At 55.1% G+C, this 20,071-nt stretch carries 18 protein-coding genes and 1 riboswitch; of the genes, 9 read left to right on the top strand and 9 right to left on the bottom strand.

Annotated elements, in window-relative coordinates; all coding sequences use genetic code 11:
* Nucleotides 1–149: 149 nt before the first annotated feature.
* Nucleotides 150–1,511: a prephenate-dependent tRNA uridine(34) hydroxylase TrhP gene (gene trhP, locus FOY96_RS07220; RefSeq protein WP_023312421.1), complete on the top strand. Its 1,362-nt coding sequence runs from the start codon at nucleotides 150–152 to the stop codon at nucleotides 1,509–1,511.
* A gap of 161 nt (nucleotides 1,512–1,672) precedes the next feature.
* Here the strand turns inward: trhP and FOY96_RS07215 are convergent, their stop codons facing one another.
* Nucleotides 1,673–2,173, bottom strand: coding sequence for a 2-thiouracil desulfurase family protein (locus FOY96_RS07215; protein ID WP_112778153.1), 501 nt, complete (start codon nucleotides 2,171–2,173; stop codon nucleotides 1,673–1,675).
* Between the two features lie 141 nt (nucleotides 2,174–2,314).
* Between FOY96_RS07215 and yegS the strand changes: the two genes are divergently transcribed.
* Entirely contained in the window at nucleotides 2,315–3,214 is a 900-nt protein-coding gene (yegS, locus tag FOY96_RS07210) for a lipid kinase YegS (RefSeq protein WP_033145995.1), read from the top strand.
* 68 nt (nucleotides 3,215–3,282) lie between these two features.
* Here the strand turns inward: yegS and fbaB are convergent, their stop codons facing one another.
* A complete protein-coding gene (gene fbaB, locus FOY96_RS07205; protein ID WP_023312424.1) occupies nucleotides 3,283–4,335 on the bottom strand; it encodes a class I fructose-bisphosphate aldolase in 1,053 nt (350 codons plus the stop codon).
* Between the two features lie 250 nt (nucleotides 4,336–4,585).
* Between fbaB and FOY96_RS07200 the strand changes: the two genes are divergently transcribed.
* From FOY96_RS07200 to FOY96_RS07190, 3 genes are read left to right on the top strand one after another with little or no spacing between them, the layout of a single operon-like run.
* On the top strand, nucleotides 4,586–5,863 hold the full coding sequence (locus FOY96_RS07200) for a nucleoside permease (RefSeq protein ID WP_033145997.1): 1,278 nt from the start codon (nucleotides 4,586–4,588) through the stop codon (nucleotides 5,861–5,863).
* Nucleotides 5,860–6,864 carry an ADP-ribosylglycohydrolase family protein gene (locus tag FOY96_RS07195; RefSeq protein WP_143346751.1) on the top strand — a complete coding sequence of 335 codons (1,005 nt, stop codon included), beginning with the start codon at nucleotides 5,860–5,862 and terminating at the stop codon, nucleotides 6,862–6,864. The genes FOY96_RS07200 and FOY96_RS07195 overlap by 4 nt, the downstream gene beginning before the upstream one ends.
* The gene (locus FOY96_RS07190) at nucleotides 6,861–7,814 is read left to right on the top strand and encodes a PfkB family carbohydrate kinase (RefSeq protein WP_143346750.1); all 954 of its coding nucleotides are present in this window, start codon (nucleotides 6,861–6,863) and stop codon (nucleotides 7,812–7,814) included. Before FOY96_RS07195 ends, FOY96_RS07190 begins: the two co-directional genes overlap by 4 nt.
* On the opposite strand, the gene FOY96_RS07185 is transcribed toward FOY96_RS07190, so the two are convergent.
* From FOY96_RS07185 to thiM, 3 genes are read right to left on the bottom strand one after another with little or no spacing between them, the layout of a single operon-like run.
* Nucleotides 7,788–8,534 carry a GntR family transcriptional regulator gene (locus FOY96_RS07185; protein ID WP_023312428.1) on the bottom strand — a complete coding sequence of 249 codons (747 nt, stop codon included), beginning with the start codon at nucleotides 8,532–8,534 and terminating at the stop codon, nucleotides 7,788–7,790. The two genes, FOY96_RS07190 and FOY96_RS07185, sit on opposite strands and share 27 nt — an antisense overlap.
* A 42-nt stretch (nucleotides 8,535–8,576) precedes the next feature.
* A complete protein-coding gene (thiD, locus tag FOY96_RS07180; RefSeq protein ID WP_143346749.1) occupies nucleotides 8,577–9,377 on the bottom strand; it encodes a bifunctional hydroxymethylpyrimidine kinase/phosphomethylpyrimidine kinase in 801 nt (266 codons plus the stop codon).
* A complete protein-coding gene (gene thiM / locus FOY96_RS07175) occupies nucleotides 9,374–10,144 on the bottom strand; it encodes a hydroxyethylthiazole kinase (protein ID WP_143346748.1) in 771 nt (256 codons plus the stop codon). Before thiM ends, thiD begins: the two co-directional genes overlap by 4 nt.
* A gap of 35 nt (nucleotides 10,145–10,179) precedes the next feature.
* A riboswitch (TPP riboswitch) is annotated at nucleotides 10,180–10,276 on the bottom strand.
* Nucleotides 10,277–10,907: 631 nt separating this feature from the next.
* On the opposite strand from thiM, the gene FOY96_RS23090 reads away from it, so the two are divergent.
* The 4 genes from FOY96_RS23090 (at nucleotide 10,908) to FOY96_RS07150 (ending at nucleotide 15,603) form a co-directional block, all read left to right on the top strand.
* Nucleotides 10,908–11,783 carry a YadA C-terminal domain-containing protein gene (locus tag FOY96_RS23090; RefSeq protein WP_233462373.1) on the top strand — a complete coding sequence of 292 codons (876 nt, stop codon included), beginning with the start codon at nucleotides 10,908–10,910 and terminating at the stop codon, nucleotides 11,781–11,783.
* Between the two features lie 210 nt (nucleotides 11,784–11,993).
* Entirely contained in the window at nucleotides 11,994–12,428 is a 435-nt protein-coding gene (locus FOY96_RS07160; protein WP_143346747.1) for a hypothetical protein, read from the top strand.
* Nucleotides 12,429–12,741: 313 nt separating this feature from the next.
* Nucleotides 12,742–14,118, top strand: a complete 1,377-nt coding sequence (locus FOY96_RS07155; protein ID WP_014884533.1) for a diaminobutyrate--2-oxoglutarate transaminase — start codon at nucleotides 12,742–12,744, stop codon at nucleotides 14,116–14,118.
* Nucleotides 14,119–14,136: 18 nt separating this feature from the next.
* Entirely contained in the window at nucleotides 14,137–15,603 is a 1,467-nt protein-coding gene (locus FOY96_RS07150; RefSeq protein WP_023312433.1) for a pyridoxal phosphate-dependent decarboxylase family protein, read from the top strand.
* A gap of 36 nt (nucleotides 15,604–15,639) precedes the next feature.
* Here the strand turns inward: FOY96_RS07150 and FOY96_RS07145 are convergent, their stop codons facing one another.
* From FOY96_RS07145 to FOY96_RS07130, 4 genes are all read right to left on the bottom strand, one after another.
* Entirely contained in the window at nucleotides 15,640–16,155 is a 516-nt protein-coding gene (locus FOY96_RS07145) for a protein disulfide oxidoreductase (protein ID WP_143346746.1), read from the bottom strand.
* Between the two features lie 76 nt (nucleotides 16,156–16,231).
* Nucleotides 16,232–18,412, bottom strand: coding sequence for a polysaccharide biosynthesis tyrosine autokinase (locus FOY96_RS07140; protein ID WP_143346745.1), 2,181 nt, complete (start codon nucleotides 18,410–18,412; stop codon nucleotides 16,232–16,234).
* A 14-nt stretch (nucleotides 18,413–18,426) separates the two neighbouring features.
* On the bottom strand, nucleotides 18,427–18,861 hold the full coding sequence (locus FOY96_RS07135) for an arsenate reductase/protein-tyrosine-phosphatase family protein (protein ID WP_033146006.1): 435 nt from the start codon (nucleotides 18,859–18,861) through the stop codon (nucleotides 18,427–18,429).
* Nucleotides 18,861–20,000 carry a polysaccharide export protein gene (locus FOY96_RS07130; RefSeq protein ID WP_143346744.1) on the bottom strand — a complete coding sequence of 380 codons (1,140 nt, stop codon included), beginning with the start codon at nucleotides 19,998–20,000 and terminating at the stop codon, nucleotides 18,861–18,863. Before FOY96_RS07130 ends, FOY96_RS07135 begins: the two co-directional genes overlap by 1 nt.
* Between the last annotated feature and the right edge of the window lie 71 nt (nucleotides 20,001–20,071).

The raw sequence follows: 20,071 nt of genomic DNA, 5'->3' as shown, positions 1-20,071 counted from the left end.
AATTAACTTTACGGCTAAAATAAATAATAATTCAATCTTTACCTCCCTGCCCCGCAGCGCTACAATGCCCGCCCTTAAAGTGGGGGATCTCCCCTTACCGCTGCACCTGGTGCACGCGGATCTGACCTGTCATCAGAACGAGAACAAACATGTTTAAACCGGAACTCCTTTCCCCGGCGGGAACGCTGCAAAATATGCGTTACGCTTTCGCCTATGGTGCCGACGCCGTTTATGCGGGCCAGCCGCGCTACTCGCTGCGCGTGCGCAACAACGAATTCAACCACGAGAACCTGCAGCTCGGCATCAACGAAGCGCATGCCCTGGGCAAAAAATTCTACGTGGTCGTGAACATCGCGCCGCACAACGCCAAGCTGAAAACGTTCATCCGTGACCTGAAGCCGGTGGTGGATATGGGGCCGGACGCGCTGATCATGTCGGACCCGGGTTTAATCATGCTGGTTCGGGAGAACTTCCCGGAGATGGATATTCACCTCTCCGTACAGGCTAACGCCGTCAACTGGGCAACGGTGAAATTCTGGAAGCAGATGGGGCTGACCCGCGTCATCCTGTCCCGCGAGCTTTCGCTGGAAGAGATCGAAGAGATCCGCACCCAGGTGCCGGATATGGAAATCGAAATCTTCGTTCACGGCGCGCTGTGCATGGCCTACTCCGGCCGCTGCCTGCTCTCCGGCTATATCAACAAGCGCGACCCGAATCAGGGCACCTGCACCAACGCCTGCCGCTGGGAATATAACGTCCAGGAAGGCAAAGAGGATGACGTCGGTAATATCGTGCACAAGCACGAGCCTATTCCGGTAACCAACGTTGAGCCGACGCTGGGCATCGGCGCGCCAACCGACAGCGTGTTTATGATTGAAGAAGCCAAACGTCCGGGCGAGTACATGACCGCCTTTGAAGACGAGCACGGCACCTACATCATGAACTCGAAAGATCTGCGCGCCATCGCCCACGTCGAGCGTCTGACGCAGATGGGCGTGCACTCCCTGAAGATCGAAGGCCGCACCAAATCCTATTACTACTGCGCGCGTACCGCACAGGTGTACCGCAAAGCCATCGACGATGCGGCGGCCGGTAAACCGTTCGATACCAGCCTGCTGGAAACCCTGGAAGGCCTGGCGCACCGCGGCTATACCGAGGGCTTCCTGCGTCGTCATACTCACGATGACTACCAGAACTACGAGCACGGCTACTCCGTTTCCGAGCGCCAGCAGTTTGTCGGTGACTTTACCGGCGAGCGCAAAGGCGCGCTGGCGGCCGTCGCGGTGAAAAACAAATTCACCAAAGGCGACAGCCTGGAGCTTATGACCCCGCAGGGCAACATGAACTTTACGCTGGAGCATCTGGAAAACGGCAAAGGCGAGGCGATTGACGTGGCGCCGGGCGACGGGCATACCGTATGGCTGCCGGTTCCGGAAGAGGTGGAGCTGAAGTTTGCGCTGCTGATGCGTAACTTCAACGGTGAAAGCACCCGAAACCCACACGGCAAATAGTTAATCAGGGAAATTTTTTCGCGCTGGGATAATTCTTAGAATCGGATCACATACCGCTTCGTTCAATACGGGTATTATCCCCCCGCTGAAAAACATAACCCATAAATGCTAGCTGTACCAGGAACCACCTCCTTAGCCTGCGTAATCTCCCTTACGCGGGCTTATTTTTTGCCTTCTCTCTCCTCAACCCAGGCAATAAGCTCGTCGATTTGCCCCTCAGAGAATACGGCTATCCCATGCTCTGCGAACAACGATGCAGCCACACCCCTCCCCGCTTTATGGATCCCGCGAAAAGATCCGTCATAAATAAACTGACTGCCGCACGTGGGGCTGCCATCGGTTAATAGCGCTGCGCTACACCCCGACTCCTGAGCAGCGCGTAGCGCGAGCCAGGCTGCAAGCTGATACTGCTCAGTCACATCCTGCCCTGTATTTTCAGTAATTCTGGCTTGCCCGTGCATTACGTCTTTGCCATCAGCGGACATAATCTCTGCCGGAGGACGAGGTACAGGCATCCCGGCCGCAAGTTCAGGGCAGTGGATAACCAGACGTTGTTCCTGCTGCCAGCGAGCGAGCAGCTCGTTCATTCGCGCTTTTTCACTTCCGTTATAACGAACCTTAAAGCCCATAAGGCACGCGCTTACCAAAATTTTATTCATCATCACTTTCCTGTGATTACGTTACTATCATCGCTGGAGTGTAACGCGCTTTCGGGCATATTTTGTTCCTTTCATCCTGTTCTTACCCGCTTTTTTCCTCTCTGCTATACACTCTTACTAACGCTAAAAAAGGGAGCAGCGCGGATGGCAACCTATCCAGACAGTTTATTGATTCTCAATGGCAAAAGCGCGGGCAACGATCTGTTGCGTCAGGCAATTCAGGGTTTGCGCGATGACGGCGCGCGCATTCACGTCAGGGTGACGTGGGAAAAAGGCGACGCGGCACGCTATATCAATGAAGCCCTCGGGCTTGGCGTCAGCACCATCATTTCCGGCGGCGGCGATGGCACCATCAATGAGATTGCGTCAGCGCTTATCGACCTGCCCCCGGCAAACCGGCCGGTGATGGGTATTTTACCGCTCGGCACCGCCAATGATTTTGCCACCAGCGCCGGGATCCCGGAAGAGCTGGAGAAAGCGCTCCAGCTGGCGATCCTCGGCAAGGCCACCGCTGTGGATATTGCGCAGGTGAATGATAAAACCTGCTTTATCAATATGGCGACGGGCGGGTTTGGCACGCGCATCACCAGCGAAACGCCGGAAAAGCTGAAGGCGGCGCTGGGCGGCGTGTCGTACCTGATCCACGGCCTGATGCGCATGGACACCCTCAAGCCTGACCGCTGCGAAATTCGCGGCGAGGATTTTCAGTGGCAGGGTGATGCGCTGGTGATTGGGATTGGCAACGGGCGTCAGGCGGGCGGCGGACAGCAGCTCTGCCCGGAGGCGCTGATTAATGACGGTCAGCTCCAGCTGCGTATTTTCACGGGCGACGGCCTGCTGCCCGCGCTGTTTACCACGCTGACGCAGCCGGAAGAGAGTCCAAATATCATCGCCGGGAAATCGGCGTGGTTTGAAGTGAATGCGCCGCACGGGATGACCTTTAACCTCGACGGAGAGCCGCTGAGCGGAACGCAGTTCCGCATTGAGGTGTTGCCCGGCGCGCTGCAGTGCCGGCTACCGCCGGACTGCGTGCTTTTGCGCTGATGTATCACACGGTGAGCAATGATGCCCTCACCCAACCCTCTCCCACCGGGGAGAGGGAGATGGAGCCGTCAGGCAATCGTGACTTTGCTGTCCAGATAGACGTCCTGAACCGCATTGATCAGCTTCACGCCGTCGGCCATCGATTTCTTAAACGCCTTGCGGCCAAGGATCAGCCCCATACCGCCCGCGCGTTTGTTGATCACCGCCGTACGCACCGCGTCTGACAGGTCGGTATCACCGCCCGCCGCGCCGCCGGAGTTGATCAGCCCCGCACGGCCCATGTAGCAGTTCGCCAGCTGGTAACGCACCAGGTCGATCGGGTTATCGCTGGTCAGCTTGCTGTAAACGCGGTCGTCGGTGTAGCCAAAGTTCACCGCTTTGTAGCCGCCGTTATTCTCGGCCATTTTCTGCTTCACGATATCCGCGCCGATGGTTGCCGCCAGGTGGTTCGCCTGCCCGGTCAGGTCGGCCGACACGTGGTAATCCACGCCGTCTTTCTTGAACGCGTTGTTGCGCAGATATGCCCACAGTACGGTGACCATGCCCAGCTCGTGCGCGCGCTCAAACGCCGCGGAGATCTCTTCAATCTGACGACGGGACTGTTCAGAGCCGAAGTAAATCGTCGCCCCTACCGCCACCGCGCCCATGTTAAACGCCTGCTCGACGCTGGCGTAGAGGGTCTGGTCATATTCGGTTGGATAGCTAAGGGTTTCGTTGTGGTTCAGCTTCACAAGGAACGGAATGCGGTGGGCATAGCGGCGCGAAACCGAGGCCAGCACGCCGTAGGTAGAGGCCACGCAGTTACAGCCCGCTTCAATCGCCAGCTCAACAATGTTCTTCGGATCGAAATAGAGCGGGTTCGCCGCAAAAGAGGCGCCCGCAGAGTGCTCTACGCCCTGGTCCACCGGCAGAATAGAGAGATACCCGGTGCCGCCGAGCCGCCCGGTGTTGTAAAGCGTCTGCATATTTCGCAGGACCGCAGGCGGACGGTTGTTATCGATCATCACGCGGTCAACGTAGTCGTGACCAGGCAGATACAGCTGGTCGGCTGGAATGGTCATACAACGATGCTGTAAAAGGCTGTCGGCGTCTTTGCCAAGCAACTGCGCAATATCAGTCATGTGATACTCCCGTAAGTCCGACGTCGTGTCGGTGTGTGTTTATCCAGTCCCATCTTTTATGGGCAGACTAAGCCTGGTACCGACTTAACAGATTTTCCACTCTTTGCTTTTTTTTTCAGCACAATCTGCTGGCTCGATTCGTGTACAACAAAACTGTTACATTGATCAAACAATCGCCACAAAGGTATTTAAAAGGTATTATTGAGTGGTATGTTAAAGGCGTACCCTCTCTGACATGCAGGATTAAAAAATGAAAACGAAAGTCCAACTGTCATTCATGATGTTTGTTGAATGGTTTATCTGGGGCGCGTGGTTTGTGCCGCTGTGGCTGTGGCTGAGCAAAAGCGGTTTTACCGCCGGGGAAATCGGCTGGTCTTACGCCTGTACCGCTATTGCCGCGATCCTCTCCCCGATTCTGGTCGGCTCGCTGACGGACCGCTTCTTCGCCGCGCAGAAAGTGCTGTCAGTGCTGATGTTCGCCGGAGCCATTCTGATGTACTTCGCCGCGCAGCAAACCCAGTTCAGCACCTTCTTCCCGCTGCTGCTGGTTTACTCCCTGACCTATATGCCGACCATCGCGCTGACCAACAGTATCGCCTTTGCCAACGTGGACGACGTTGAGGCCGATTTCCCGCGCATCCGCGTGATGGGTACCATCGGCTGGATCGCCTCCGGGCTGGCGTGCGGATTCCTGCCGCAGATGCTGGGCTACAGCGATATTTCCGATACCAATATCCCGCTGCTGATGACGGCAGCCAGCTCCGCCCTGCTCGGCGTATTTGCCCTGTTCCTGCCGAATACGCCGCCGAAAAGTACCGGCAAGCTGGATTTCAAAGTGATGCTCGGGCTGGACGCGTTAATCCTGCTGCGCGACAGAAACTTCCTGGTATTCTTCTTCTGCTCGTTCCTGTTCGCCATGCCGCTGGCCTTCTATTACATCTTCGCCAACGGCTATCTCACCGAAGTGGGGATGAAAAACGCCACCGGCTGGATGACGCTCGGCCAGTTCTCCGAAATCTTCTTTATGCTCGCCCTGCCGTTCTTTACCAAACGCTTTGGTATTAAGAAGGTCTTACTGCTGGGCCTGATTACCGCCGCCATCCGCTACGGGTTCTTTGTTTACGGCGGAGCGGAACAGTACTTTACCTACGCCCTGCTGTTCCTCGGCATTCTGCTGCACGGCGTGAGCTACGACTTCTATTACGTCACCGCGTACATCTACGTGGACAAAAAAGCGCCGGTGCACATGCGCACCGCCGCGCAGGGCCTGATTACGCTGTGCTGTCAGGGCTTTGGTAGCCTGCTGGGTTACCGCCTGGGCGGCGTGATGATGGAAAAAATGTTCGCATACAAAGAGCCGGTGAATGGGCTGACCTTCAACTGGGCCGGAATGTGGACGTTTGGTGCAATCATGATTGCCGTGATTGCCGTGCTGTTTATGCTGTTTTTCCGCGAATCGGATAAAGAGATCGCCGCCATTGCGGTGGTTGATGGCGATGCCGCGCTGACACAAGGGGAAGTTAAATGAAACAAGAACGTGTTCTCGGTGCCCTTTACGGGCAGGCGTTAGGGGATGCGATGGGCATGCCGTCGGAGCTGTGGCCGAGAAAGCGCGTCAAGGCGCACTTCGGCTGGATCGACCGCTTCTTACCCGGCCCGGCAGAGAATAATGCGGCCTGCTATTTCAAACAGGCAGAGTTCACCGACGATACCTCAATGGCGCTGTGCCTGGCGGACGCGCTCATCGAGTGCGACGGGGAGATTAACGCGGACGTTATCGGCAAGCATATTCTGCGCTGGGCGCTCGATTTTGACGCGTTTAATAAGAACGTGCTCGGCCCGACCTCCAAAATCGCGCTTAACGCGATTCGCGACGGCAAGCCGGTTAGCCAACTGGACAACAACGGCGTAACCAATGGGGCGGCGATGCGCGCCTCCCCGCTGGGCTGCCTGCTCCCGGCCACGCGTCTGGAACACTTTGTTGAGCAGGTGGCACTGGCCTCCAGCCCGACCCATAAATCGGACCTCGCCATTGCCGGCGCGGTGGTGATTTCCTGGGCGGTTTCCCGCGCTATCGACGGCGAAAGCTGGCAGAACATCGTCGATGCGCTGCCGGGTATCGCCCGCTATGCGCAGGAGGCGAAAACCACCACCTTCAGCGCATCGCTGGCGGCACGTATTGAGCTGGCGCTTAAGACCGTGCGGGAAGCCAACGGGGTTGAGTCCGCCAGCGAGCAGGTTTACCAGCTCGTGGGGGCCGGAACCAGCACCATTGAGTCCGTTCCGGCGGCCATTGCGATGGTCGAACTGGCGGGAACCGACCCAAACCGCTGCGCCATTTTATGCGCCAACCTGGGCGGCGATACCGACACCATTGGCGCGATGGCGACGGCCATCTGCGGCGCGCTCCACGGCGTGCAGGCGATTGACCCGGCGCTCAAAGCCGAACTCGACGCCGTAAACCGGCTCGATTTCGGCCACTATTGCGAGAAACTGCTGCACTACCGGGAGCAAAGGGAGGGCGTATGAATTCATTTGCCCAACGTCTCGACACCCTGCACGCCACGCGCCCGGTGACGGTGCTGGGCGCGGCGGTGATTGACGTCATCGCCGACGCCTACGCCCTGCCCTGGCGCGGGTGCGATATCGAACTCAAACAGCAGGGCGTGAATATTGGCGGCTGCGCGCTGAACATTGCCATCGCCCTGAAACGGCTCGGCATTGCGTCGCAAAATGCCCTGCCCGTCGGCCACGGCGTCTGGGCGGATATTATCCGCAACGCCATGGCGAAGCAGGATCTGCACAGCGCCATTGCGGCCGAAACCGGCGATAACGGCTGGTGCCTGGCGCTGGTGGAGCCAGACGGAGAGCGCACCTTCATGTCCTTTAGCGGCGTGGAGAACCAGTGGCAGCAGAGCTGGCTTGATGTGCTTAACATCCCGTCGAACAGCCTGGTCTATTTATCCGGCTATCAGCTGGCCTCACCGTGCGGCGAGCTGCTGACACGCTGGCTGGAGGGATTACAGGACGTGACGGCCTTTATCGATTTCGGCCCCCGCATCGCGGATATTCCCGACGCGCTGATGGCGCGGATTATGGCCTGCAGGCCGATCGTGTCGCTTAATCGTCAGGAAGCAGAGATCGCAGCCGAACGACTGGGCGTAGCGGCTGACAACCTGGGTGCGGAGTGGCAGCAGCGCTTCGGCGCCGCGCTGATTGTGCGTCATGATAAAGACGGTGCCGCGTGGTATGACGGCGACGATGCGGGCGTTGTTCCTGCGTTCCCGGCGACGGTTGTGGACACCATTGGCGCTGGCGACAGCCACGCGGGCGGCACGCTTGCCGGGCTGGCGGCGGGATGGTCACTGGCAGACGCCGTTCTGCTGGGGAATGCCGTGGCGTCCTGGGTGGTCAGCCACCGCGGCGGGGACTGCGCCCCGACTCGCGAGGCGCTACTCCTCGCACACAAAGACGTATAGATCGCTGCGACAGTAGCTGATGCTGTACTCAATCGGCCGGTGCTGTTGGTCAAGCGCGACCTGCTTGATCACCAGCACCGGTATTTTTTCGTCCATCTTAATGTGCGCCTGAAACTCGCTGTCCGGCATGCGGGCGCTAACCCGTGAACGGGTGCGCTGCGGGAAAATATTCTGACTGCGGAAGTAATCGTACAGCGAAATGCCAATCGCATCGGGATCGGGAATGAGGCCAACCGGCACCCAGGACTCTTCAATCGACACCGCATCGTCATCCACATAGCGAATGCGCTTGAGCAAAAAGACCTCGCTGTCCGGCGGGATCGACAGATGGTTTGCGACCTCTTCCGGACACTTCACCACCCGCTTGTTGACCCACAGCGTATTAGGCTTTTGGCCGCGCAGCACTACCTGCTGGGAAAAACCGCGCGCCTCTTTCAGCGAATATTCAAAGATATTGTTGATTTGCGTGCCATAGCCACGGGAGCGAGTGACCACGCCCTCTTCCTCCAGCGCCTGCATCGCCTTTCGCACGGTGATGCGCGACACCCCGGTTAACTGGCTCAGATCGCGCTCGCCGGGCAAAATATTCCCGTGCTCCAGCACCCCGCTGCGCACCGCGTTTTTTACCGTTTCGGCAAATTTCAGGTACAGCGGCGTGTTGTCAGGCGCGGCGATCCGTTCATTCAGTTGAGCGATTAACCGGGTATGCGCTTGTTCCATCTCTGTTTTCTCAGGCGTGGTGTTTCCAGCCAGTATACTGGGTTACCACCATGCATGAAAATGATGAACCGGCCCAATACCGTGACCCACTTCCAGAGTATCGGCTTTTGCCAGCGCCGCCGAGAGCCAGGTTTTCGCTTCGCGCACCGTATCGGCCCAGCCGTCATGCCGCGGGCGCAGCGCCGCCAGCGCGGCGGAGAGCGTGCAGCCCGTGCCGTGGGTGTTTTTGGTCTGCACGCGCGGCGCGGTAAAACGTACTTCGCCGTCGCGGGTAAAGAGCCAGTCCGGGCTTTCAGCATCATCCAGATGACCGCCCTTCATCAGAACCGCGTCGCAGCCCATCGCCAGCAGCGCGTTTCCCTGCGCTTTCATCTCGCGTTCAGTTTGCGCATGCGATGTGCCCAGCAGCGCGGCGGCTTCCGGCAGATTGGGCGTGATCAGCGCCACCTGCGGCAACAGCTTATTGCGCAGCGTCTCGACGGCGGAGGCGGAGAGCAGCGGGTCGCCGCTTTTTGCCAGCATGACGGTATCCAGCACCACGTTTTGCACCTGATAGCGTTTAAGCCGCTCGGCCACCGCCTCCACAATATCCGTCTCCGCCAGCATGCCGATCTTGGTGGTATCGATGCGCACATCGCTGAACACTGAATCCAGCTGCGCGGCAACAAAATCCGGCTCGATACGATAGACCGACTGAACGCCGCGCGTGTTTTGCGCCACCAGCGCGGTAATGACCGAGCAGCCGTACGCGCCAAGGGCCGAGAAGGTTTTGAGATCGGCCTGGATACCCGCGCCGCCGCTGGGATCGGTGCCGGCAATGGTCAGGGCGTTAATCCGCTTCATGCCTGCTCCTCCAGCGTATAGAGCGCATCCAGGAACGCGCTGGCAAAACTGCCTGGCCCACGTGACTGCGCAACGGCCACCGTTCCGGCCCGCTTCATCCATCCGCAGGCGGCAGCGACGTTATCCATCCGGTCGCCGGGCAGCGAGCAGCTCGCCGCCACAACGGCAGAAAGCGCGCATCCGGTTCCCACTACGCGCGTCATCAACGGATCGCCGCCAGTTACCGTGCGGGTGCGTTGCCCGTCGGTGATGTAATCCACTTCTCCCGTGACCACGACAATTGCATTCGTCTGACGCGCCAAAGCCTGCGCGGCAGGCACCGCGCTGGCTGCGGTATCGGTTGTATCGACACCGCGTCCGCCCGCGCTCATTCCGGCAAGGGCCAGAATCTCGGAGGCATTGCCGCGAATGGCGGCCGGTTTCAGAGCAAGGATTTGATGGCAAAAACGGGTGCGGAACGTCAGGGCACCCGCAGCAACCGGGTCCAGCGTCCAGGGCTTGCCTGCCGCCACCGCGCTTTCTATTGCCCGACGCATCGACTGGGCGCGCGGCGAGGTCAGCGTACCAACGTTAATCAGGAGCGCATCGGCGATCCCAGCAAACTGTTCAGCCTCTTCGGCCTCAATCACCATCGCGGGTGATGCGCCAAGCGCCAGCAAAACGTTGGCCGTAAAGGTCTGTACGACATCGTTGGTCATACAGTGGGTCAGCGGAGAATGGGTTCGGAAGTGGTGTAAAACGTGTAAATCAAGCAGGTCAGGCTGCATGGGTTCGCTCCTGCCTTGCGTGAAGAAGCGATGACCGGGAAGGCATCTGACTTCCCTACGCTGGCATTATCCAGATCAGGTAATACGGGTATTTCTCAGCCTTCACAAGGAAGGGCACCCCGAGTCAAAATACTTTTAAAACATTGAGTTATGAAACTCATTAACGTTATGTAGTGTAACCGCGGCCCCAGGCCAGGCGCAAGGAGTTTCGATTTATCACGCCGTTGTCACAGCGGAAATCTCCAGGCGCTCTTTCCCGTCATTTGCCAACATTTATTACGCTTTAGTTAATTCTGGTTCAGTAATTGTTAATACGTTATTGAAAAACTTTATTACGTACTTTTGCTGAGACTATTATTTTTATTTTTTATTACGTGCTCATTCCGCTTTTATAAGATAGATAAACTTCTTTCGCATGAAAGAATAAGACAGTATTAATTTATTTAACTCTATTAAACATTTGTACTTTCATCAATAGCTTAACGCTTCCCTTGATTTATCGCACAATCCATAAGTTAATGTATACATTAAATAAACCTCCTCGATACAGCACCCTGCCCTTTCATTTATTCATATCATTTATGATTTAGATCAAAATCATCAATTTGGGTTTAATCGATAGTTTATTCACGCCACTAAAAAAGGTCCGGGCATTGAATATTCTGTTTTGACATACGGAAATACAGATATCCACATGCTACTAAAGCCAAAACTGTTCTGATTAATTTTGTTTTTTAATACGTTAATGATGTGAGTCCTTCGAATGAAAATTTTCAATAAATCTGTTATTTCTGTTTTTATATTTGGGGTGGTCGCCGGTAGCGCCATGAATATTACCAACGCTGCTGCTGCCGTTTGGGATGACGCATCAATCACAGATATTGTGAATGACCATCAAGACCAAATTACGCAAAACAGGGTCGATAGCATTGCTCGCGATCTCTCAACTGAAAATCGCTTAACGCAGGTGGATAGCGACCTTCAATCCACTAAATTAGGTGTTTTGGTTATTGAGCAAGCCACAAATGACGCTTACCAAAAAGCCTTGCTTGCTGGTGCGCTTGCAGATACCGCCAATCAAAAAAGCGATGCGGCTTTACAGGGCGTTATGACGAACGGCACAGAAATTATCAATATGGAAAACGTTAACAAAGTGCAAGATAACCGTCTTGACAGCCTGGAAAATGCCCCTAAACCCACTAACGGCGTAGATGGCAAAGATGGCGTGACGACCACCGTGACGCACATGCAGGTAGACGCAGCAACACAAACTAAAGTGGCTAATAATACCCAGGCAGTTACCGCCACCGCACAGGATCTGCTGGCAACGAAACAGACGTTACAGGCAATGAATAACAATACCAACCAGCAATTTAAATCACTGCACGATGAAGTAGATAATAATAAGAAGCAAGCTAATGCCGGTATTTCAGGTGCCATGGCGATGGCTGGATTACCGCAGGTACAAACGAATCAGCATGTTATGTTCTCTGCTGGCGGAGCCACATACAATAGTGAAAGCGCCCTAGCCGTTGGGGCATCCGTTAACTTTAGTTCACATGTGATCGCGAAAGTGAGCTTCTCTGATGATACCGCCAATAATATGGGAGCGTCAGTTGGCGTCGGAATGGGCTTTTAACGATATAGAACTTAAGCATTATTAACCGGCGCCATTACGTTAATAACCCCCTTGCCTCCGGCAAGAATAGCGATGACAGAAAAAACATGCTCAGACATATCATTATTTCAGCGACCCTGTATCTGATGCTCATTGGCGTCGGTATTTGGATCGGCATGATGTACGTATCTTATTATCTGTGCGTTTTATAAAGTGAACAAAAGTTTAGCCATGAAAACTCAATTAATATGGATTGCACTGATGTTGACGGTAGCGACAACACCGGCTCATGCGATTAACGCGCACTATCGTGCTCAATTAGAACGTTCAGGATGTACTGAGATGAACGCGAATGACGGCTCTTGTGATATCCATAAAACAAAAGCCCAAAATGCGGCGCAGCACGCAACAGCTGCGGGCCACGACCCTTTGCGTGAAGCCACTTTTACATCGGATGCGGTTAACGCCACGATTTCAAATGGCTTTTTTAACGCCACTATTAACGGCAAAAAGGCCACCGTGAAACGTCTGAATGCTCATTTCTATGAGATCCACGGTAATGGTTTTGTTATATCGCTAAGCATTGATGAGAACGGCATTACGGCGGCGTCCTGGAATAAGACGACGGGGCGTAACCACGGCATTTTGCAGGTGTCGCAGAAATAAAGCGAACAAGGAGGCAGTCTGCCTCCTTTTCGGTCAGCGAATGGCACGATTTGTCACACTCTTTTTTATGAATTTACAGTCAGGGCAGAACACACGTAACATTCTGTTTTTCTTTACCATAAAGTGCAATTTTCTTTCTTAAAAAGGGGATATCCCCTCCCCTGAGCGCCATGTCACAAAACAGTAAACAAATTAACCATTGAGCCCCGTGGCAAAAGGCTCTATATTGGCGGCGTTTTTTTCAGGCCCCCATCTGTTTTTTAACTTTTTATTCAATCGTGGCTCATAACGAAGCGGCGGTTGTAGGAGTGATATGATGACGGATAAAGTCCGTATTGACACCGTAGATGCCCACAAAAGCAACGAAACCTATCTGGCCCGTCAGGCCGAGTTTGAATCTAACGTCAGGAGTTATCCGCGCAAACTGCCTTTAGCCATCACTAAAGCAGAAGGCGTGTGGATCACCGATGCAGATAATAAAGAATACCTTGACTGTTTAGCAGGCGCGGGGACCCTTGCGCTTGGCCATAACCATCCTGATGTGCTGAAAAGCATCCAAAATGTCATTACCAGCGGCTTGCCGTTACATACCCTGGATCTGACTACGCCTCTTAAAGACGCGTTTTCTGAATACCTGCTCTCTCTGCTGCCTGGTCAGGGCAAAGAGTACTGCCTGCAGTTCACCGGGCCATCCGGTGCTGACGCCGTTGAAGCGGCGCTGAAGCTGGCGAAAAAAGTGACCGGTCGTAGCGGTATCATCAGCTTCTCTGGTGGTTACCACGGTATGACCCACGGCGCGCTGTCCGTGACCGGCAACCTGTCTCCGAAAGAAGCGGTTGACGGTATGATGCCAGAAGTGCAGTTCATGCCTTACCCGCACGAGTACCGTTGCCCGCTGGGTATCGGTGGTGAAGCGGGCGTGAAAGCGCTGACGTACTACTTCGATAACCTGATCAACGACGTTGAAAGCGGCGTGCGTAAACCTGCTGCGGTGATTCTGGAAGCCGTTCAGGGCGAAGGCGGCGTGAACCCGGCTCCGGCTGAGTGGCTGCAGCGCATCCGTAAAGTGACTCAGGAACACGGCATTCTGCTGATCCTCGACGAAGTTCAGGCTGGCTTTGCCCGTACCGGTAAATTCTTCGCCTTCGAACACGCAGGCATTGAGCCAGACATCATCGTGATGTCTAAAGCCGTAGGTGGCGGTCTGCCGCTGGCCGTTCTCGGTATTAAAAAGCAGTTTGACGCATGGGCACCAGGTCACCACACCGGTACCTTCCGCGGCAACCAGCTGGCGATGGCGACCGGCCTGACCACGCTGAAAATCCTGAAAGATCAGAACATCGCGGGCAAAGTTGCCGCTCAGGGCGAATGGCTGAAAGGCCAGCTGAAAGAGATGGCGAAACGCTATCCTGTTATCGGCCACGTGCGCGGTCTGGGCATGATGATCGGTATTGAGATCGTTAAGCCACACGAAGCCGCTGACCACATGGGCTGCTTCCCGGGCGACGGCGAGCTGTCTGCACTGATTCAGAAGAAGTGCTTCGAAGCCGGTCTGATTCTGGAGCGCGGCGGCCGTAACGGTATCGTTCTGCGTCTGCTGCCGTCTCTGCTGATCAGCGACGAAGAGCTGAAAATCTTCCTGGATAAATTTGAGCAGGCACTGCTTGCTGCGGGCGTTCGCCCGGCGTAACCGGAGTTATTGATTACGATGTCTGATTCAAACCCAATTTTGTTCTCCTCTGCGCAGAGCATTGAAGCTTACCAGCAGGCGATCGAACAAAGCACTCAGGCTGTGATGCAGTGGCTGAAACAGCCTGAGATGTACCAGGGCAAAACGGTCGCAGAGCTGCGCGACCGTATTAAGCTGGATTTCAACCCGAAAGGGCTGGGCAACGAAGCGGCGATTGAACGCGCCGTGGAGTTCTTCCTGAAAGACAGCTTGTCCGTTCATCACCCGCAGTGTGTGGCGCACCTGCACTGCCCAAGCCTGGTCGTAAGCCAGGCGGCGGAAGTGCTGATCAACGCCACTAACCAGAGTATGGACTCCTGGGATCAAAGCCCGTCCGCAACCATTATCGAGATCAAGCTGATCGAGTGGCTGCGTACCCGCGTGGGTTATCAGGCCGGCGACGCAGGTGTCTTCACCAGCGGCGGCACCCAGAGCAACCTGATGGGCCTGATGCTGGCTCGCGATGCGTTCTTCGCGCGTCAGGGTCACTCCGTTCAGCAGGACGGCCTGGTCGGCGATCTGCGCAAAATTCGCGTACTGTGCTCTGAAAACGCACACTTCTCCGTGCAGAAAAACATGGCGCTGATGGGTCTGGGCTACCAGTCCGTCGTGCAGGTGAAAACGGACGAATTCTCCCGCATGGATCTGACCGATCTGGCGGCGAAAATCGAACAGTGCAACGCGAACGGCGAGCAGATTCTGGCGATCGTCGCAACGGCAGGTACCACCGATGCCGGTGCTATCGACCCGCTGCGTGCGATTGCAGAGTTGGCCGCGAAGCAGAACATCTGGGTACACGTTGATGCGGCCTGGGGCGGCGCGCTGCTGATGTCTGAGCAGTATCGTCACTACCTGGACGGCATCGAGCTGGTGGATTCCGTCACTCTGGACTTCCACAAGCAGTTCTTCCAGACCATCAGCTGCGGCGCGTTCCTGCTGAAAGAAGCGCGTCACTATGAGCTGATGCGCTATCAGGCGGCCTACCTGAACTCCGAGTTCGACGAAGAAGCCGGCGTGCCTAACCTGGTGTCAAAATCTCTGCAGACCACCCGTCGTTTTGACGCGCTGAAGCTGTGGATGAGCCTGGAAGCGCTGGGGCAGGAGCAATACGCGGCGATCATCGATCACGGCGTGACCCTGGCGCAGCAGGTTGCGGCCTACGTGAAAGAGCAGCCTGCTCTGGAACTGGTTATGCAGCCACAGCTGGCAAGCGTTCTGTTCCGCTTCCGCGGACAGGTTCAGATGGATGACGCGGGCATCGCCCTGCTGAACCAGAAAATTGGTGATGCGCTGCTGGAATCCGGCCGTGCGAACGTTGGTGTGACCGAGCACAACGGCGTCACCTGCCTGAAGCTGACGCTGCTGAACCCAACCGTGACGCTGGAAGATATTAAAATCCTGCTGTCTCTGGTGGAGCGCACCGCGCAGGAAGTTCTGGCTAAGTAATACAGCACCCCTCTTCCGCCGGGAGAGGGGTTATTTTTATACGCCTACCCACCACATCCTTAATTTTAATCCCCAGTAACTCGTCCAGCCCGTCGTGGTACTGACCACATGACCCTTCGACACAATGACCAGCGTCGGCGTGACGCTCACCTGCCACTGCTGCGACAACGCACCGTTTTCATCGTTAATCACCGGCATTTTCAGCTGTTTCTTTTCAACCCAGCGCGCAAGCTTTGCGTTATCGCCGGAACGCATGGCAATGCTTACGACGTTGCCCCCCTCTTTCGCCAGTTTATTGACCGAAGGCGTCGTGTAACGGCATATACTGCACCAGGTGGCCCAGACGTAAATCAGCAGCGGGCGTTCCTGGCTCAGCGCCGCGATATCGTGAATATTGCCGTCGATGCTCTGCATCGGTGTTGCACTAAAACTGGCGGGGAGTGTCGGTTTTCGGTACCGATCAACACCCCACACTACGGCCAGCGTCAGCAGAACGAATATGATCCCTTCCCGCACCCAGCGGCGCAGTCGACTGTTTTTGCGGTTATCCATTGTGACCTCATGTTTTAACGAAGGTCATCTTAACGGGCAATACGCCATCACGCTGTAAAGAAATGTCGCGTCAGGTTTATTCCTGGGTATAACCGTAGTCGTAATGGCTATATCCCGAGTTGTAATAGAGCGCAGCCGATTTCACGATATCATTGAGGATCGCGCCATTCACCTGCACACCCATCTGCTGCAGACGTTTCAGGCAGTTCTCGATCTCCTTGACGCTGGTTTTACCAAAGCGGGCGACCAGAAGCGTGGTAGCCGCTGCTCTGGCTATCAGCAAGGCATCCGTTACGGCAAGCACGGGTGGAGTGTCGACAATCACGATGTCATACAGTTTGTCTATCTGCGACATTACGGCCTGGAAGCGTTCACTCATGAGCAGCTCAACGGGATGTGAAGGTTGGGGTCCGCAGGTCAATACATCAAAACCGCCTTTCTCAACGCGTTGAATTGCTTCCTGCCACTCAACGGTTCCTCCGAGCACGCAGGATAATCCCCGATGATTGCGCAGTTTGAAAACATTGTGGACATATCCCTTGCGCATATCCGCATCAATAAACAGCACTCGCTGTCCGGCCTGAGCGGCAATCGACGCCAGTGAAGTACTGACCAGGGTCTTTCCGCAGTCCTGCGTGGGGCCAGACACCACGACGATCCGGTTTGTGGCATCCATCATGGTAAAATGCAGACTGGTGCGCAGGCCGCGCACCGCCTCGACAAACATATCTGCCGGGCGGTCAACGGGCAAAAAAGGAACATTCGACGTCCTGTGCTTCCATCGGGAAGCAAACAGGGTTTTCCTGCGCAGGTGCGTTTTTTTCCAGAGCCATACCGAGCGCGGAAGCGTCGCCAGAAGCGGTATCCCCTGCACTTCCAGTTGTTCAGACGAGGTAATGCCCCGATTAAAGGCTGAGCGCATTAAAACCATGCCGGCAGAGAGCATCAACCCCATCAGCATACCCAGTACAATAATGAACGCTTTGCGCGGTTTGATTGGATCTGGCTGCGTCACGGCCGGGTCAATGATCCGCACGTTCCCGATAGCGCTGGAGCGCGAGATACTCAACTCTTGCTGACGCGTCAGTAACTGCAGGTATATGGTACGCCCGGATTCAACGTCACGACTCAGGCGTAAGATTTCCTGCTGCGTGGAAGGCATGGATGAGACGCGGTTATTCAGGCGCGCGCGCTCTCGCTCAAGTGTTTGTTTCTTCTCCCGCAAAGCACGGTAGGTGGGATGGTCCTTTTTGAAAAGCTGGGAAACCTCTGCTTCGCGGAACGTCAGCTCGTTAAGCTGGTTTTCCACGTTAACTACCTGATCGAGGACTGACTTCGCCTCCAGAGATAAGTCGACAGAATCGCGTTGCTCTCTGTAGGCATTCAGTCGCGCTTCGGCTTCATCCAGTTCCCGGCTGATCTTAGGTAATTGATCCTGTAAGAACGTGAGGCTGCGGGAATCTTTCGCTTCCTGGCGCGCAATATTCTGACTGAGAAAATTTTCAGCAATGGTATTAAGCACCATGGCGATCTTGCCGGAGTCTTCACCCGTTAACGTTAATGCGATCATACCGCTCTGTTTAGCCGACTCCACAACCGTAAGTCTCTTCTGAATAGCGTTGATCGCGTCAAGCCTTGTGACGGTTTCGAGGGTAAACTGGGTGCCAGGTTCCGCGCTGAGCGATGTCACCAGAATCGATATGCCGTCTTTAACAAGCGTTTTTCCCACAACGCCGTCTGCTACAAGCATTTTTCCCTCAAGACGATACCGCCCTTGCTCCTGTACGGTGAGTAAAAGCGTTTGTGGCTTACCTTCCAGAAGAGGAATAGTCAGCGTGCCAATCGTTATTTTATCGGATTTACGTCCCCGCACGTGTTCCCATAAAGACCCGATGACCGGGAACAGACGCCGCCTGACGTTGTACGTCAACCCTAACTGATCGACGGTCTCCCCCAGGATCATCCGTGATTTAAGGAGTAAAAGTTCCGGCGCGACGTCAGGTGAGAGATCGGGCCCGAACGGAGTCAGGTTCTTGAGCAGTGAGTTATTCTGCTTCGCTTCAACCTGTATCAGGGCATCAGCCTGATAAACTGGCGTGGCGCTGAACGCATATATCCCCGCACATACCGTGAGCAGGAGCGTGACACACGCGATCGTCACCCGGTGATCAAACATCTCAGCAAGCAACTGAAGAAGATCGATCTCATTATTCTGCGGTGTCGCAGCCTTATATTTCTCTGATTTAGAAGACGACATAACGGCATCATTCCTTATTGACTCAAACGACGAGCCCATTCCTGACTGGCTTTTCCCAATTGCTCGAAAACATATTCATAGGCTTCACGACTTTTGTTGTAAGGGTCGGGAATGTCCCTGATGTCCAGCCATTGTCCAAAGAGCAGCGATTTTCCCCGGTTCTCCGGGGCCATTGTGGCAATGAAACGGAGGTGTTCCGGCCCCATCACCAGGATCAAATCGGCTTGTTGCAACAGGTTACGCGTCACCTTGCGGGCAATATGCCCCTCCAGCGAAACGCCATGACGCCGGGCCACAGCCTGCGCAGCCGCATCCGCCGGATGCCCCTCAAGCCCCAAAATACCTGCCGAGTTCACCTGCTTGCCGGGTAATTGCTGTCGCAACAGCCGCTCACCAATCGGTGAACGGCAAATATTGCCGGTGCAGACCACTAAGATTGACTGGAACATTACTGCGGCCACGATCTGATGTAACGAACGGTTTCGGTCAGGTCATGGACGCCGCTGATGGTAGGCACCAGCTGGGAGATCACGCGATTCCAGCGTGATAACGGTGCCGTGGTGACGTAGACAATGTCATACGGTTCCAGCTGGAATTCCGTACCCAGCACCATGGCTGAGGCATCTTCCGCATTGAGTTGATAGATGTTGGCAATTTTGCCCGTGTCGCCTTTTTCCGTTACCTGCCTGATAACAAAAATGCCGGTTGCATCAGCCATATTTTGGTTAAGCCCACCGGCATTGCCCAGGGCTTCGGCCAGCGTCATGCCGCTACGATCCATCTTAAGCGTGCTCTGTTTAACCACCTCGCCCATCACGAACACTTTCAGCGCGTCGTTTCGGGGAATAAACAGGATATCGCCTGAATAAAGCAGCTTATTTTGCATCAAATCGCCATGCTGCATCAGTGCATAGAGCGAAAGGCGGGAGTCCTTGCCATCATGCGTCAGCACGACGTTACGCCAGTCGGCATCCGCAGAAAGACCGCCAGCGGCGTTAACCGCATCCATCACCGTCAGCGGAATATTGGTTATGGGTTGCTGGCCTGATTTTTCGACCTCTCCGGTGACATAGGCTTTTTGGGAACGGAAGGCGGCAACGCTGACGTCCACCTGCGGGCTCTCAATGACTTTATCCAGTCGAGATGTAATCTCTTCACGTACCTGTGAAACCGTTTTTCCCGCCACCCGCAACTTACCGACGTAGGGATAAAAGAGCGTACCATCGGCGTTGACCCAGTTGCCGGCATCGCTCGCACTACGATATTGTCCCGCGGGCGTTGTTAATTCAGGGTGATCCCAGACGGTGACCGTCAGGATGTCGCCTGTGCCAATACGGTATTCCCAGTTTTTGATCTGCTCATCCAGATTAGGATTTGCCTGAGATTTCGATACGGTTGGACGCAGCTTTTCAATCAACCCCGGCGTTAGTGGAAAAATTTCCACGTGCTTATCAAGCTGATAATTAACATCTTCCGCCGTATTGACTTTTTTCCCGTACACGCTCAAGTTCTGTCCGGGGGAAAATACACATCCCGTTAACTGACTAATGGTGAGAAATAACAGCGAAAATGCAGTTGTACTTTTCATTTATATAACTATTTCTTTTTAACGTTGCGCTTATCGTAAAGCTTGCAAATGAACTCAACATAAGTTCATGA

Origin of the sequence: Enterobacter asburiae, from assembly GCF_007035645.1 — a bacterium.
GTDB classification, from domain to species: Bacteria; Pseudomonadota; Gammaproteobacteria; order Enterobacterales; family Enterobacteriaceae; genus Enterobacter; species Enterobacter asburiae_B.
The sequence above is the reverse complement of the archived record's forward strand: the minus strand, read 5'-3'. Positions and strand labels throughout refer to the sequence as shown.

Excerpts from the sequence above, each read along its gene's own strand:
- trhP (WP_023312421.1), top strand. The coding sequence starts at position 150 with ATGTTTAAACCGGAACTCCTTTCCCCGGCGGGAACGCTGCAAAATATG.
- FOY96_RS07215 (WP_112778153.1), bottom strand. The coding sequence starts at position 2,173 with ATGATGAATAAAATTTTGGTAAGCGCGTGCCTTATGGGCTTTAAGGTT.
- yegS (WP_033145995.1), top strand. The coding sequence starts at position 2,315 with ATGGCAACCTATCCAGACAGTTTATTGATTCTCAATGGCAAAAGCGCG.
- fbaB (WP_023312424.1), bottom strand. The coding sequence starts at position 4,335 with ATGACTGATATTGCGCAGTTGCTTGGCAAAGACGCCGACAGCCTTTTA.
- FOY96_RS07200 (WP_033145997.1), top strand. The coding sequence starts at position 4,586 with ATGAAAACGAAAGTCCAACTGTCATTCATGATGTTTGTTGAATGGTTT.
- FOY96_RS07195 (WP_143346751.1), top strand. The coding sequence starts at position 5,860 with ATGAAACAAGAACGTGTTCTCGGTGCCCTTTACGGGCAGGCGTTAGGG.
- FOY96_RS07190 (WP_143346750.1), top strand. The coding sequence starts at position 6,861 with ATGAATTCATTTGCCCAACGTCTCGACACCCTGCACGCCACGCGCCCG.
- FOY96_RS07185 (WP_023312428.1), bottom strand. The coding sequence starts at position 8,534 with ATGGAACAAGCGCATACCCGGTTAATCGCTCAACTGAATGAACGGATC.
- thiD (WP_143346749.1), bottom strand. The coding sequence starts at position 9,377 with ATGAAGCGGATTAACGCCCTGACCATTGCCGGCACCGATCCCAGCGGC.
- thiM (WP_143346748.1), bottom strand. The coding sequence starts at position 10,144 with ATGCAGCCTGACCTGCTTGATTTACACGTTTTACACCACTTCCGAACC.
- FOY96_RS23090 (WP_233462373.1), top strand. The coding sequence starts at position 10,908 with ATGAAAATTTTCAATAAATCTGTTATTTCTGTTTTTATATTTGGGGTG.
- FOY96_RS07160 (WP_143346747.1), top strand. The coding sequence starts at position 11,994 with ATGAAAACTCAATTAATATGGATTGCACTGATGTTGACGGTAGCGACA.
- FOY96_RS07155 (WP_014884533.1), top strand. The coding sequence starts at position 12,742 with ATGATGACGGATAAAGTCCGTATTGACACCGTAGATGCCCACAAAAGC.
- FOY96_RS07150 (WP_023312433.1), top strand. The coding sequence starts at position 14,137 with ATGTCTGATTCAAACCCAATTTTGTTCTCCTCTGCGCAGAGCATTGAA.
- FOY96_RS07145 (WP_143346746.1), bottom strand. The coding sequence starts at position 16,155 with ATGGATAACCGCAAAAACAGTCGACTGCGCCGCTGGGTGCGGGAAGGG.
- FOY96_RS07140 (WP_143346745.1), bottom strand. The coding sequence starts at position 18,412 with ATGTCGTCTTCTAAATCAGAGAAATATAAGGCTGCGACACCGCAGAAT.
- FOY96_RS07135 (WP_033146006.1), bottom strand. The coding sequence starts at position 18,861 with ATGTTCCAGTCAATCTTAGTGGTCTGCACCGGCAATATTTGCCGTTCA.
- FOY96_RS07130 (WP_143346744.1), bottom strand. The coding sequence starts at position 20,000 with ATGAAAAGTACAACTGCATTTTCGCTGTTATTTCTCACCATTAGTCAG.